The organism is Actinophytocola sp., assembly GCF_036402745.1.
Lineage (GTDB): Bacteria > Actinomycetota > Actinomycetes > Mycobacteriales > Pseudonocardiaceae > Actinophytocola.
This window is the reverse complement of record NZ_DASWSJ010000228.1, coordinates 1-14,155: the sequence shown is the minus strand read 5'-3', so window position 1 is coordinate 14,155 and position 14,155 is coordinate 1. Positions and strand designations below refer to the sequence as shown.

Sequence of the window (14,155 nt, the reverse complement as noted above, 5' to 3'; positions counted from 1 at the left end):
ATGACCGTGCACTTCGTCGGGGCCGGGCCCGGTGCGGCGGACCTGGTCACCGTGCGGGCGCAGCGGCTGATCGCGGCGACGCCCGTGTGCCTCTACGCGGGCAGCCTGGTCCCGGCCGAGCTGCTGGCCGACTGCCCGCCGGGCGCCCGGCTGGTGGACACGGCCGACCTGACCCTCGACGAGATCATCGCCGAGCTGGTCGCCGAACACCGCCGGGGCAACGACGTGGTGCGGCTGCACTCCGGGGACCCGTCGGTGTTCAGCGCGGTGGCCGAGCAGGCGCGGCGGCTGGATGCCGAGGGCGTGCCGTACGACATCGTGCCCGGCGTGCCCGCGTTCGCCGCCGCCGCGGCCACGCTCGGCCGGGAGCTGACCGTGCCCGGCGTCGGCCAGACCGTGGTGCTCACCCGCGTCTCCGCCCGGGCCACGCCCATGCCGCCCGGCGAGGACCTCGCGTCGCTGGGCCGCGGCCGGGCCACGATGGTGCTGCACCTCGCCGTGCAGCGGATCGACCAGGTCGTCGCGGAGCTGCTGCCCAACTACGGGCCGGACTGCCCGGTGGCCGTGGTGGCCTTCGCGTCCCGGCCGGACGAGGTCGTGCTGCGCGGCACGCTGTCGACGATCGCGGGCCAGGTGCACGAGGCCGGCGTGCGGCGGACCGCGGTGATCATCGTGGGGTCGGTGCTCACCGCGGAGGGCTTCCCGGACAGCCACCTGTACTCCGCGGCGCGCGCCCGACCAGCTCCCCAGCCCGGTCGATGACCACGACGTCCACCTCGACCGGCGCGTCGCCGAGCACCGCCACGGCCGTGTCCCGCGCGGCCGCCGCGACGTGGTCGGCGAGGGGGATGTTGCTTGCTCGGGCAAGCTGGAACGCCTCGAGCGCGGTGTTGGCCGTCTCGATCCGGCGGGCGAGGTGATCGTCGCCGCCCGCCTCGCGCGCGCGGCGGGCGAGGGCGTCGAGGCTCACCTGGGACCGTCCGGAGTGGAGGTCGAGGTGGCCGTCGGCGAGCTTGGACAGCTTGGCGAAGCCGCCCGCGACGGTCAGCCGCGGGATCGGGTGCCGGCGCAGGTACTTGAGCACGGCGCCGGCGAAGTCACCCATGTCGAGCAGCGCGTCCTCGGGCAGGCCGTAGAGCCGCGTGACGGCGTTCTCCGAGGTGCTGCCGGTGCACGCGGCCACGTGCGGGTGGCCGGCCGCGCGCGCGACGTCGATGCCCCGCCGGATGCTGTCGATCCACGCGGAGCAGGAGTAGGGCACGACCACGCCGGTGGTGCCGAGGATGGACAGCCCGCCGAGGATGCCGAGCCGCGGGTTCCAGGTGTGCCGGGCCAGCTCCGCGCCGTCGTCGACGGAGATCTCGACGATCACGTCGGTGCCGCCGAGCTCCGCGAGCACGTCGCGCATGAGCCGGCGGGGCACCGGGTTGATGGCCGGCTCGCCGACCGGGAGGGGGAGGCCGGGCTTGGTGACCGTGCCGACGCCGGGACCCGCGCGGAACGTCACGCCGCTGCCGGGCGAGCCGGCCCGGACCGTCGAGCGGACCGTGGCGCCGTGGGTGACGTCGGGGTCGTCGCCGGCGTCCTTGACGACCGCGGCCATGGCGTCGGTGGCGGTGAGCTTGGTCTGGCTGAGCGCGAACGCGGGCGTGTGCCCCTTGGGGAGGGTGATCTCGACGGGGTCGGGGAAGGTGCCGGTGAGCAGCGCGGTGTAGGCGGCCTTGGTGGCCGCGGTCGCGCAGGCGCCGGTGGTCCAGCCCCGCCGGAGGGTCCCCGTGGTTCGCTCCGTTCGTCCGTCGCTCTCGCTCACGGGATCAGCGTGCCATGACTCGGTGTGTGGTGATCCTCGGCGGGACCGGCGAGGCCCGGCGGCTCGCCGAGCGCCTCGTCGAGCGGCCTGACCTGCGGGTGATCTCCACCCTCGCCGGGCGGGTGCGGGAGCCGCGGCTGCCCGCGGGCGAGGTTCGGGTCGGTGGGTTCGGCGGGCCGGAACCGATGGCCGGGTGGCTGCGGGCCGAGCGGGTCGACGCGGTCGTCGACGCCACGCACCCCTTCGCCGAGCGGATCAGCTTCTCCGCCGCCGAGGCCGCCCGGCTCGTCGGCGTGCCCCACCTGCTGCTGCGCCGGCCGGGGTGGACACCCGGCGAGGGCGACGACTGGCGCTGGGTCCGCGACCTCGAGGAGGCCGCCCGGGAGCTGCCCGGAGAGCGCGTCTTTCTCACCACCGGGCGCCAGGGGCTCGCCGCGTTCGCCGGGTCGGACCGGTGGTTCCTCGTGCGGTGCGTCGACCCGCCGGAGCCGCCGGTGCCCGCGCGGATGGAGCTGCTGCTCTCCCGCGGGCCGTACACAGTGGACGGTGAGCTGGCGCTCATGCGCGCGCACCGGGTCGGCGTGCTCGTCACCAAGGACAGCGGCGGCGAGCTGACCGTCGCCAAGCTCACCGCCGCCCGCGAGCTGGGCCTGCCGGTGGTGGTCGTGCGACGGCCGCCGGTGCCCGACGTGCCGGTGGTCGAGACGGTCGGGCAGGCGGTCAGCTGGCTGGGTAGTGCCGTGGCGTGAACACCCGCCGGGTGCCGTCCGGCCGCTCCACGACCCTCGTCCGCGACGAGCCCACGATCAGCAGGCACCGCATGTCCACCGTGGCCGTGTCGAGGTCCGCCAGCCGCACGATCTCGATCGACTCGCCCGGGCCGCCCACGTCCCGGCCGATCACCACCGGCGTGCCGGCATCGCGATGGGCGAGCAGCAGCTCCTTCGCCGCCGCGAGCTGCTGGCGGCGGCTCTTGGACGCCGGGTTGTAGATGGCGATCACGAAGTCGGCGGCCGCGGCGGCGGCCAGCCGCGCGGCCACCGTCGACCACGGCTTGAGCCGGTCGGACAGCGACACCGTGCAGAAGTCGTGGCCCAGCGGGGCGCCCGCCTTGCTGGCCACCGCCTGGGCGGCGGTCAGGCCCGGGACCACGCGGACCGGCACGTCGGCCCACCGCGGGTCGTCGGCCACCTCCAGCACGGCGCTGGCCATCGCGAACACGCCCGGGTCACCCGAGGACACGACCGCGACCCGGGAGCCGGCCCGGGCCAGGTCGAGCGCGAGCGCGGCTCGCTCGGCCTCCACCCGGTTGCCCGAGGAGTGCCGGCGCTGGCGCGGGTTGGGCGGGACCCGGTCGAGGTAGGGGCCGTAGCCGACGAGATCGTCGGCCCAGGCCAGCGCCTCCTGCGCCTCAGGGGTCAGCCAGGTCCGCCCGGCGGGGCCGAGCCCGACGACCACGACCTCGCCGACCCGGTCCGGCGCGGCCGCGGCTGTGGCGGCGGACCGGGTGCGCTCGGCCGCGAGCTTGCTGGGCAGCAGCGCGAGCGAGAAGTACGGCACCGTGTCGGGGTCCACATCGGACAGTGGGCCGGTGCGCTGGGTCTCCCACGTCGCCCGCTCGACGTAGAGCGCGTCGTCGAGCCGGCCGGCGTCGGTGAGCGCCTTGCGCACCTTCTCGAACGTCCGGCCGAGCTTGAGGACGGCGGCCGAGTCCGTGCCGGCGAGGCGCTCGGCCAGGACCTCGGGCGGCAACGTGCCGGGCAGCACGGTGAGGATCTCCTCGCCCTCCACGAGCGGGCGGCCGAGCACGGCCGCGGCGGCGCTCACCGACGTGACGCCGGGGACGACCTCGGTCCGGTAGCGGCCGGCGAGCCGCTGGTGCATGTGCATGTAGGAGCCGTAGAACAGCGGGTCGCCCTCGCAGAGCAGCACGACGTCGCGGCCGGCGTCGAGATGCGTGGCCAGCTTGTCGGCGCTGGCGGCGTAGAAGTCGTCGATCGCGCCCTGGTAGCCGCCGGGGTGGTCGGTGGTCTCCACGGTCAGCGGGTACACCAGCGGCTCCTCGACCTGGTCGCCCCGCAGGTGCCGCGCCGCGACGCCCCGCGCGATGCTGCGACCGTGCCGCGCGCTGTGGTAGGCGATCACGTCGGCCGCCTCGATGAGCCGCGCGGCCTTGAGCGTGATCAGCTCGGGATCCCCCGGACCGAGTCCGACGCCGTACAGGGTCCCGGTGCCCCGTGACAGGCGCTCCGTCGCCCCGCTCACTCCGCCTCACTCGCGATCGCGTTGACGGCGGCCACGGCCATCGCGCTGCCGCCGCGGCGGCCGTGCACCACCAGGTACGGCACGCCCGCCGGGTGCCCGGCAAGCTCCACTTTGGACTCAACGGCACCCACGAAGCCCACCGGCAGCCCCAGGATCGCCGCCGGCCGCGGGGCGCCCGCGTCGAGCAGCTCCAGCAGCCGGAACAACGCGGTGGGCGCGTTGCCGACGGCCACGACGGCGTCAGCGAGCCGGTCGCCCCACAGCTCCAGCGCGGCCGCGCTCCTCGTCGTGCCGAGCGACGACGCGAGCGCCGGCACGCGCGGGTCGGTGAGCGTGCACACGACCTCGTTGGCCGCGGGCAGCCGGCGCCGGGTCACCCCGGACGCGATCATCGTGGCGTCGCACAGCACCGGCGCGCCCGCGAGCAGGGCCGCGCGGGCCTTGGCCACGACGTCGGGGGAGTGGGCCAGGTCGTCGACGAGGTCGGTCATCCCGCACGCGTGGATCATGCGCACCGCGACCCGCTCGACGTCCGGTGGCAGGCCGGCGAGGTGCGCCTCCGCCCGGATGGTCGCGAACGACCGGCGGTAGATCTCCGCGCCGTCCTTGAGGTACTCGCTCATCGGTCCCCTCGCGTGTAGCCGTCCCCGGTCGCCACCATGTCGAGCACGTCGCCGCGTGGCCGGCCGCAGCGGCGGGCACAGCCCGACCAGTGCACCGGCAGGTCCACCCCGGGTACCGGCCCGGCATCGGCCCGCACGTCGGCGAGCGCCTTCGCGCAGCCCGGCCGCCCGGTGCACGCCGTCACCCTGGCGAGCGGCGCGCCGGCGTCGAGCAGCAGCCCGGCGGCGCGGAGCCGGTCGGCCGCGGGCCCGGCGCGGTCCGGCGGCAGGTCCACGACGACGACACTGCGCCACGGGGTGATGACCAGGTCGTACCCCGCGAGCGCGGCGGCCTGGGCCCGGTCGAGCCGGCCGAGCGGCGCGCCCGCGACGAGCGACACGCGCCCGTCGACCTGGTCGACGCGGCCGAGCGGGCCCCGGGTGACCGGCTCGCCGCTCAGCCTCGAAGGCGCCGGGTCGCCGACGCGGTCCGCGATGCGCCGCGGGCCGTCGGGCAGCTCGGCGAGGCGCCACTCGTCGGTGCGCAGCGCGAGGAACTCCCTGGCGCAGGCCAGCGCGAGCGGCACCGGATCACCCCGCAGGCCGCTGTCGGTGCCGCCGAGCAGGACCGCGTCGGGGCTCAGGATCGCGACGTCGGCACCCGACCACGCCACGTCGCCGCGGCCGTCGTCCACCGCGAACAGGAACCGGCCGGGCAGCCGCGCCAGCTCCGGGTCGCCGAGCAGCCCCGCGTCCAGCGCGGCCACCAGCGGGCGGACGTCGTCGGGCCGGTCGCGGCCGGTCAGCGGTGACGCGACGATGTTGCGCACGCGCTCGTGGGTGGCCGAGGGCAGCAGGCCCACCGCGGCGAGCCGGGCGCCGAGCGCCACCCCGTCGGCGAGGCCGCGGACCTGGAGGTTCGCCCGCGACGTCAGCTCGATCGTCCCGTCGCCCAGCTCGGCCGCCGCGTCGGCGACGACCCGGAACCGCGCGGCGGAGAGCTGGCCGCCCGGCACCCGGACGCGCGCCACCGCGCCGTCCGCGGCCTGGTGCACGGTCAGCACGCCGGGGCAGGCGTCCGTCGCGAGATTCCGGTTCGGCACGCACCGAATATAGAGTCGGCGCCTGTGATCCTGTTGCTCTCCACCTCCGACACCGACCTCCTGTCCGCGCGCGCCGCCGGGGCCGGCTACCGGCTCGACAACCCGGCCCGGCTCACCGTGGACGACCTGCCCGCCCTGCTCGACGACATCGACCTGGTGATCGTCCGGCTGCTCGGCGGGCGGCGGGCCTGGGAGGACGGGCTCGACGCGCTGCTCGCGGGCCCGCGGCCGGTCGTGGTGCTGGGTGGGGAACAGGCACCCGACGCCGAGCTGATGGAGCTGTCCACCGTCCCCGGCGGCGTGGTGGCCGAGGCGCACGCCTACCTCGCCCACGGCGGCCGGGACAACCTGCGCGAGCTGGCGCACTTCCTCTCCGACACCGTGCTGCTCACCGGGCACGGCTTCGCGCCGCCCGCGGCCACCCCGGTGTGGGGCCGGCTGGCGCGCACGCCGCGGCGCACCGGCGGCCCGGTTGTCGGCGTGCTCTACTACCGCGCACACCACATGGCCGGTAACACCGCGTTCGTCGAGGCGCTGTCCAGCGCGATCGAGGACGCCGGCGGCCAGGCGCTGCCGGTGTTCTGCGCCTCGCTGCGCACCGCGCCCGACGAGCTGATCGCGTTGCTGGGCACCGCGGACGCGCTCGTCGTGACCGTGCTCGCGGCCGGCGGCACCACGCCCGCCGCCGCGTCCGCGGGCGGGGACGACTCGTGGGACGTCGGCGCGCTCGCGGCCCTGGACGTGCCGATCATCCAGGGCCTGTGCCTCACCTCGAGCCGCGACGTCTGGGCGGCGAGCGACGCGGGTCTGTCCCCTTTGGACACGGCGACCCAGGTGGCGGTGCCGGAGTTCGACGGCCGGCTCAGCTCGGTGCCCTTCTCGTTCAAGGAGCTGGACGCCGACGGGCTGTCGGTCTACGTCGCCGACCCCGAACGGGCGGCGCGGGTGGCCGGGATCGCCGTGCGGCACGCCACGCTGCGGCACGTGCCCCCGGCCCAGCGCCGCATCGTGCTGATGCTCTCGGCCTACCCGACCAAGCACGCGCGGATCGGCAACGCGGTCGGCCTGGACACCCCGGCGAGCGCGGTGCGGCTGCTCAACGCCATGCGGGCGCGGGGCTACACCGTCGGCGAGCTGCCGGGCCTCGCGGCCGAGGACGGCGACGCGCTCATCCACGCGCTGATCGAGGCGGGCGGGCAGGACCCCGACTGGCTCACCGAGGAGCAGCTGTCCGGGAACCCGGTGCGCATCTCCGCGGCGGACTACCGCGCCTGGTTCGCCACGCTGCCGGCGGACCTGCGGGACGCCGTCGAGCGGCACTGGGGTGCGGCCCCCGGCGAGCTCTACGTCGACCGCTCCCACGACCCGGACGGGGAGCTCGTCCTCGCCGCGCTGGTGGCCGGGAACGTCGTCGTGATGGTCCAGCCACCACGCGGGTTCGGCGAGAACCCGGTCGCGATCTACCACGACCCGGACCTGCCGCCCAGCCATCATTACCTCGCCGCGTACCGGTGGATCCGGGATACCTTCGGCGCGCACGCCATGGTCCATCTCGGCAAGCACGGCAACCTGGAGTGGCTGCCGGGCAAGAACCTCGGCATGTCCGCGTCCTGCGCCACCGACGCCGCGCTCGGCGACCTGCCGTTGATCTACCCGTTCCTGGTCAACGACCCCGGCGAGGGCACCCAGGCCAAGCGCCGCGCACACGCCACGCTGGTCGATCACCTCGTGCCGCCCATGGCCCGCGCGGAAAGCTACGGCGACCTCGCCCGGCTGGAGCAGCTGCTCGACGAGCACGCCTCGATCGCCGCGATGGATCCCGCCAAGCTGCCGGCGATCCGGGCGCAGATCTGGACGCTCGTCCAGGCCGCCAGGCTCGACCACGACCTCGGCCTCGACGACCGGCCGCACGACGCGGAGTTCGACGACTTCCTGCTGCACGTCGACGGCTGGCTCTGCGAGGTCAAGGACGCCCAGATCCGCGACGGCCTGCACGTCCTCGGCGTCGCGCCGACCGGCGAGGCGCGGGTGAACCTGGTGTCCTCGATGTTGCGGGCCCGCCAGGTGTGGGGCGGCGAGGCGAACGCGCTGCCCGGGCTGCGCGAGGCGCTCGGGCTGGCCGAGGACGGTTCCGCGAGCCGCGGCACGGTGGACGAGATCGACGCCGCCGCACTGGCGCTGGTGTCCACAATGGAGTCCCGGGGGTGGCGGGTGGACGCGGTGGCGGACACGGTGGACGGCACGGTGGCCCCGGCGGTCGCCGAGGTGCTGCGGTTCGCCGCGACCGAGATCGTGCCGCGGCTGGCGAGGACCACCGACGAGCTCGACCACGTGCTGCACGCGCTGGACGGCGGGTACGTGCCGGCCGGGCCGAGCGGCTCGCCGCTGCGCGGGCTGGTCAACGTGCTGCCGACGGGTCGCAACTTCTACTCGGTCGACCCGAAGGCGATCCCGAGCCGGCTGGCGTGGGAGACCGGCGTGGCGATGGCCGACTCGCTGCTGGCTCGCTACCGCGCCAACACCGGCGACTGGCCGCGGTCGGTGGGCCTGTCGATCTGGGGCACGTCGGCGATGCGCACCGCGGGGGACGACATCGCGGAGGTGTTCGCGTTGCTGGGCGTCCGCCCGGTGTGGGACGAGGCGTCGCGGCGGGTCTCGTCGCTGGAGGTCGTCCCGCCGGCGGAGCTGGGCCGGCCGCGGATCGACGTGACGGTGCGGATCAGCGGCTTCTTCCGGGACGCGTTCCCGCACGTGGTGTACCTGATGGACGACGCCGTGCGGATGGTCGCGGCCCTGGAGGAGTCCGAAGAGGACAACTACGTGCGTGCCCACGTCCGGGCGGACCTCGCGTCGCACGCGGACGAGCGCCGGGCGACCACCCGGGTGTTCGGCTCGAAGCCCGGGTCCTACGGTGCGGGCCTGCTGCCGCTGATGGACAGCCACAACTGGCGCGACGACCGCGACCTCGCCGAGGTGTACGCCGGGTGGGGTGGATTCGCGTACGGCCGGTCCCTCGACGGCCAGCCCGCCCGCGCGGACATGGAGGCCGCGTACCGCCGGATCGCCGTGGCCGCGAAGAACACCGACACGCGCGAGCACGACATCGCCGACTCGGACGACTACTTCCAGTACCACGGCGGCATGATCGCGACGGTCCGCGCGCTCACCGGCCGCGCGCCCGCCGCGTACATCGGCGACAGCACCCGCCCGGACGCGGTCCGCACCCGGTCACTCAGCGAGGAGACGGCCCGGGTGTTCCGGTCGCGGGTGGTGAACCCCCGCTGGATCGCCGCGATGCGCCGGCACGGCTACAAGGGCGCGTTCGAGCTGGCCGCCACGGTGGACTACCTGTTCGGCTACGACGCGACAACCGGCGTGGTGACCGACTGGATGTACGAGCAGCTCGCCCAGACCTACCTGCTGGACGAGGAGAACCAGAAGTTCCTGGCCGAGTCGAACCCCTGGGCCCTGCACGGCATCGCGGAACGCCTGCTGGAAGCCGCGGAACGCAACCTGTGGTCGGCCCCGGCCGAGGAGACGTTGCGCGCGGTCCGGTCCCTGTACCTCAAGACCGAGGGCGACCTGGAGTCCACCACCTAACCCTGCGCGGCCAGCGCGAACGCGACGAACGCGGCGAAGCCGAGGACCAGCGCGATCACCGCGGCCGCCCAGCCGCCGAGATCGCGGTCGCGCATGCCGAAGAAGGCCGCGACCAGGCCGCCGGCCGCGAGCACGAGGCAGACGACGCCGGGCACGCTGCCGGCCTGGCCCTGCCAGAGCAGCAGGCCCGCGCCGAGCCCCGACCCCAGCCCGCCGATGATCGCTGTCCACTCGCGCACGCTCTCCACCAGCGCACCGGCGACGGCCCGGCCGATCTCGCGCATCTCCGGCATGGGCGCCAGGATAACGACCCCGGCGTCAGGACGTGGCGAGATCACTGGTCCCGCCGGACGAGGACGGTCGTGCCCAGCAGGAGGGCCGCGGCGGCCCACGCGGCCAGCACGCCCAGGCCCGCCCACGGGGCGATGGGCAGGTGGTCCAGCCGGGTCGTGGCCTGGATGGCCAGGCCGGCGGTCATCGGGGACAGCTTCGCCAGCCGGGCGTGCCACTCGGGGTCGCTGACCAGGGCGGTGAGCGACGGGGTGATCAGCAGCAGGGCCAGCGTCGTCGTCAGGGCGGTGGCGGTCTCGCGGACGGCCGTCGCGATCCCGAGGGACAGCAGGGCTATCAGCATCAGGTACAGCACCGTGCCGACCGACGCGCGCAGGGTCGACGGGTCCGCCAGCGACAGCGGGGGATAGCCGTTGGCGGCGGTGAAACCGTTGCCCGGCAGGATGATCCGGCCGCCGGCCACGGCCCCCAGCACGCCGAGGGTGCCGGCCACCGCGACCGTCGCGGTCAGCACGGTGGCCTTCGTCAGCAGCACCGTGTGCCGCCGGGGCTGCGCGGCCAGCGTGAGGTGGATCAGGCCGGTGCCGTACTCGCCCGCGACCATCCCGACGGCCAGCACGATCACCGCGACCTGACCCAGCCACACACCGGTGAGGCTCAGCTTCGTCGTGTCCTCGAAGCACTCCCGCGGCGACGGGCAGTTCGACGTGTCGACCGTCAGCGTGGCCGCGACGCTCGCCCCGACGATGAACACCACGACCGCGAGGGCGAGCCACGCGTTGCTGGGCAACGTGCGCAGCTTCGTCCACTCGGCGTGCAGGGTGTGCCTCATGCGTCGCGCCGCCGCAGCCGCCAGCCGGCCGCGACCAGCACGACGGCCGCGTACCCGCACAGCACCCCGAAGCCCGCCCACGGGCCGATCGCCGTGTCGTAGCGCTGGACCGTCTGCTGGATCGCGAAGCCGGCCGCGGGCGTGAGCCGGTCCAGCCACACCGCCACCGACAGCGGCAGCCCGGTCGACACGACCTGCGGAACCAGCAGCAGGAGGAGGACCACGGTGATCGCGGCCGCGCTGCGCCGCACGAGCGTGGCGACGCCGAGGCTGAACACGGCGATCACGGCGAGCAGCGCCGCGGTGCCGACCACCGCCCGCAGCACCGGCCCGTCGAACAGCGACGGCGGGGTGACGCCGTGCGCGCGCTGGATCGGCATCGCCACCAGGAGCGCGGTGACGCTCGCCAGGAGCCCGGCGACGAACGTGGCCACCGCGAGCACGAGGGCCTTCGCCGCCAGGACGCGTTCCCGCCGCGGGCTGGCGGCGAAGGTCATGAGGATCGTGCCCCGCTTGTACTCGGCGGTGATGAACAGGACCCCGAGCGCCACGATCGCCATCAGCCCGAGCAGCACCCCGGTCAGCGTCATCTGCGTGACGTCCGGGCCGTACGACTCCGCCGGCCCGAGGTCCCCGGAGCCGCTGAGCGTGAACGTGCCGCCGGCCTCGGTGTAGCCGCCGCCGGGCAGCATCGACCGGTCGCGGTCCTGCCACGGCCCGGCCTGCGCGGGGTCGGCCCGCACGTTGTCGAACGTGGCCTCGCCCGTGGTCGGCCTCTCGTCGATGATCTCGCTGCCGAACTGGCGCTGCACCGTGACCGCGCCGGGCGACGCGACGAACATGCCGAGCACGGCATCGCCGGTGAGCCCGTCGACCTTCACCGTGCCGACCCGGGTCCACGCGTGGCCGTCGGCCGACTCGTAGCCGGTGACCGACGTGCCCGAGCGGTCCAGCCGCAGCCACCGGGGCGCGCCGGCGGAGCTGCCGGTGATGCCGCTGGTGGTGTCGGTCTGCATCCGCACGCCGTGGTCCGGGGTGACCATGATCGCCGCGTACGGCGCGCCGGGCTCGGTGCCCGGCCGGATCATCAGGCCCGCCTTGGCCGACTCGTGGCTGTGGGCCTGGGTGGCCACCCGGACGACGAGGCTGCCATCGCCCGGCAGCGAGCGGTACACGAGGTGGCCCTGGTCCTGATAGGCCGGCGGGGCGTCGGAAGCGTCGCCGCCCCCGGCCGTCGACCTGGCCGAGGCGGACGTGGCCGCGGAGAGCACGGCGACCAGGACGATCAGCAGGGCCGCGACGAGCATCGTCAGCATCCACCGGGGCACCGACCGCAGCTTGGTCCACTCGGCGAGCAGCAGCCGGTCGAAGCCGTCCCGGCCGGCCGGAAGGGTGCTCCTGTACGGGGTCATCGCGCGTCCCTCTCGCCGGCGAGCTCGCGGAACTCGACCGCGTCCCGGGTGAGCTCCATGTAGGCCTCCTCGAGCGACGCCTGGTGCCCGCCGATCCCGAAGAACGACACGCCGTGCTCGGTGAGCAGCGGGACGATCCGGTCGGCCGGCATGCCGGACACGGTCACCGCGTCGCTCTCGGTCGCGGCCACCGTGGCGCCGGCGTTGGCGAGCACGGTCATCGCCGCGAGCCGGTCGGCGGTGCGCAGCACGACGCGGTCGCCGGACACGGCCGCGAGGAGGTCACGCACGCTGCTGTCGGCGATGAGCCGGCCGCGCCCGATGACGACGAGGTGGTCGGCGCTGCCCTCGAGCTCGCTCATCAGGTGGCTGGACACGAGCACCGCGCGGCCTTCGGCGGCCAGGTCCCGCAGCAGGCCGCGGATCCACCGCACGCCCTCCGGGTCGAGGCCGTTGACCGGCTCGTCGAACATCAGCACCGGCGGGTCCCCGATGAGCGCCGCCGCGATGCCGAGCCGCTGGCGCATGCCGAGGGAGAACCCGCCGGCCGGGCGCGCGGCCACGCTCGCCAGGCCGACCTGCTCGAGCACGTCGTCCACCCGGGTGGCCGGCAGGCCGCCGGCGTGCGCGAGCCACAGCAGGTGGTTGCGCGCGCCGCGGGCCGGGTGCAGCGCGGACGCGTCGAGCATCGCGCCGACCTCGCGCAGCGGGCTGCGCAGCTGGTGGTAGGGCCGGCCGCCGACGAGCGCGGCGCCCGCGTCGGGGCGGTCCAGCCCGAGGATCACCCGCAGCGTGGTGGACTTGCCGGCGCCGTTGGGGCCGACGAACCCGGTGACCTGTCCCGGGTGGACGGTGAACGAGAGACCGTCGACCGCGACGGTGGGGCCGTAGCGCTTGCGCAGCTCGCGGACCTCGATGGTTGCCTCCATGCCGACGAAGGCTACGAATCCGGCGGCGCGCGGTCGTCCCGCCGCCGAGCCGTCTTCGGGTCCCTCGTCCGGGGGACGCGGCGAGCGTGTGTCGGGGGACGCCCGATCGGCCTGTCTACCGCGACAATGTGCGCGTGCGGAAGTGGGAGCTGGCCGGGGCGGTGCTCGCCCTCGCCTCGGTGGTGGAGGCGCTCGTGCGCGCCGGGTCGCTGCTGGGCGTGGCGCTGCTCGTCGGCCTGTTCGCGACGGCGCCGCTGGCGCTGGCCCGCCACCACGCCGGTGCGGTGGCCGTGGTGATCACCCCGGCGGCGGCGTTGAGCGTCGTGCTCTACCAGGGGCCGAGCACCGGCGTGGTGGCGCTGGTGGTGATCTGGGTCGTGCTCGCGGCGCGCCTGGTGCGGCGGTGGCGGGCGGAGGCGGCGGAGCGGAACGCCTCGGCGCGGGCCGTCGAGAGCGCGCTGCTGGAGCTCACCGCGCGGGGGGAGCGGGCGAGGATCGCACGCGAGCTGCACGACGTGGTGGCCCACCACATCTCGATGATCTCCGTGCAGGCTGAGACCGCGCGGCTGACCACCCGCGGCATGCCCCCGGAGGGCGCCCGGCGGTTGCTGGCCATCGGTGACACCGCCCGGACCGCGCTCACCGAGATGCGCCGGCTCCTCGGCGTGCTGCGCGAGGACGCCGGCACCGAGCCGACCCGGTCGCCGCAGCCTGGGCTGCAGCAGCTGCTCGAGCTGATCGACGAGATGCGGGCGTCCGCGAGCGCCCGGCTCATCGTCAGCGGCCACGTCACGCCGCTCGACCCCGGCGTCGAGCTGGTCGCGTACCGGATCGTGCAGGAGGCGCTGACCAACGCCCGCCGCCACGCCCCCGGCGCCGCGGTCGACGTCGAGATCGCTTACACGGCAGACGATCTGCGGCTCACCGTGCGGGACAACGGCCCCGGCCCCTCGGGCGCCCGCGACGGCCACGGCCTCCTCGGCATGCGCGAACGGGTGGCGACCGTGGGTGGCACGCTGCGCACCGGCCCCGCACCGGTCGACGGCTTCCTCGTCGAGGCCCGGCTCCCGGCGTGAGCGGAGCGAACCATTCAGCACAGTGAGCGGGAGTGACGGAGCGTTCGCCGTCTGGACTGACGAGCGCGCGCAGGCGCGTCAGCGCCGAGCACGTGAGGAGGGAAGACGGCGAGTAGCGGAGGAGCGGAGCGAACCATTCAGCACAGTGAGTGGGAGCGCACGGAGCGTTCGTCGTCTGGACGTAGGAGAAGCGCAGGCGCGCCAGCGCCGAGCATCGCACGGAGGAAGACGGCGA

Annotated in this window: 12 protein-coding genes; 4 read left to right on the top strand and 8 right to left on the bottom strand. The window is 75.2% G+C overall.

The window, feature by feature from the left end; translation table 11 throughout:
- Positions 1-762, top strand: a 762-nt coding sequence (gene cobM / locus VGD70_RS21735) for a precorrin-4 C(11)-methyltransferase (protein ID WP_331084142.1), incomplete at its 5' end; no start/stop codon positions are given.
- On the opposite strand, the gene VGD70_RS21730 is transcribed toward cobM, so the two are convergent.
- Positions 686-1,810 (bottom strand): cobalt-precorrin-5B (C(1))-methyltransferase, encoded by a 1,125-nt coding sequence (locus VGD70_RS21730; RefSeq protein ID WP_331084140.1) that lies wholly within the window; start codon positions 1,808-1,810, stop codon positions 686-688. The genes cobM and VGD70_RS21730 overlap by 77 nt on opposite strands.
- Positions 1,811-1,824: 14 nt before the next feature.
- On the opposite strand from VGD70_RS21730, the gene VGD70_RS21725 reads away from it, so the two are divergent.
- On the top strand, positions 1,825-2,559 hold the full coding sequence (locus VGD70_RS21725) for a cobalt-precorrin-6A reductase (protein WP_331084139.1): 735 nt from the start codon (positions 1,825-1,827) through the stop codon (positions 2,557-2,559).
- Here VGD70_RS21725 and VGD70_RS21720 read toward each other — a convergent pair.
- From VGD70_RS21720 to VGD70_RS21710, 3 genes are read right to left on the bottom strand one after another with little or no spacing between them, the layout of a single operon-like run.
- On the bottom strand, positions 2,531-4,075 hold the full coding sequence (locus VGD70_RS21720; RefSeq protein ID WP_331084137.1) for a precorrin-2 C(20)-methyltransferase: 1,545 nt from the start codon (positions 4,073-4,075) through the stop codon (positions 2,531-2,533). The two genes, VGD70_RS21725 and VGD70_RS21720, sit on opposite strands and share 29 nt — an antisense overlap.
- Complete coding sequence (locus VGD70_RS21715) at positions 4,072-4,698, bottom strand: precorrin-8X methylmutase (RefSeq protein WP_331084135.1); 627 nt, start codon at positions 4,696-4,698, stop codon at positions 4,072-4,074. Before VGD70_RS21715 ends, VGD70_RS21720 begins: the two co-directional genes overlap by 4 nt.
- On the bottom strand, positions 4,695-5,780 hold the full coding sequence (locus VGD70_RS21710; RefSeq protein ID WP_331084133.1) for a precorrin-3B synthase: 1,086 nt from the start codon (positions 5,778-5,780) through the stop codon (positions 4,695-4,697). Before VGD70_RS21710 ends, VGD70_RS21715 begins: the two co-directional genes overlap by 4 nt.
- Before the next feature lie 24 nt (positions 5,781-5,804).
- Between VGD70_RS21710 and cobN the strand changes: the two genes are divergently transcribed.
- Complete coding sequence (gene cobN, locus VGD70_RS21705; protein ID WP_331084131.1) at positions 5,805-9,380, top strand: cobaltochelatase subunit CobN; 3,576 nt, start codon at positions 5,805-5,807, stop codon at positions 9,378-9,380.
- Here cobN and VGD70_RS21700 read toward each other — a convergent pair.
- From VGD70_RS21700 to VGD70_RS21685, 4 genes are read right to left on the bottom strand one after another with little or no spacing between them, the layout of a single operon-like run.
- Positions 9,377-9,673: a hypothetical protein gene (locus VGD70_RS21700; RefSeq protein ID WP_331084129.1), complete on the bottom strand. Its 297-nt coding sequence runs from the start codon at positions 9,671-9,673 to the stop codon at positions 9,377-9,379. The genes cobN and VGD70_RS21700 overlap by 4 nt on opposite strands.
- Positions 9,674-9,714: 41 nt before the next feature.
- Complete coding sequence (locus VGD70_RS21695) at positions 9,715-10,503, bottom strand: ABC transporter permease subunit (RefSeq protein WP_331084127.1); 789 nt, start codon at positions 10,501-10,503, stop codon at positions 9,715-9,717.
- Positions 10,500-11,915 carry an ABC transporter permease subunit gene (locus VGD70_RS21690; RefSeq protein WP_331084125.1) on the bottom strand — a complete coding sequence of 472 codons (1,416 nt, stop codon included), beginning with the start codon at positions 11,913-11,915 and terminating at the stop codon, positions 10,500-10,502. Before VGD70_RS21690 ends, VGD70_RS21695 begins: the two co-directional genes overlap by 4 nt.
- Positions 11,912-12,844: an ABC transporter ATP-binding protein gene (locus VGD70_RS21685; protein ID WP_331084123.1), complete on the bottom strand. Its 933-nt coding sequence runs from the start codon at positions 12,842-12,844 to the stop codon at positions 11,912-11,914. The genes VGD70_RS21690 and VGD70_RS21685 overlap by 4 nt, the downstream gene beginning before the upstream one ends.
- Before the next feature lie 134 nt (positions 12,845-12,978).
- Between VGD70_RS21685 and VGD70_RS21680 the strand changes: the two genes are divergently transcribed.
- Entirely contained in the window at positions 12,979-13,920 is a 942-nt protein-coding gene (locus VGD70_RS21680; RefSeq protein WP_331084121.1) for a sensor histidine kinase, read from the top strand.
- The last annotated feature ends 235 nt before the right edge of the window (positions 13,921-14,155 follow it).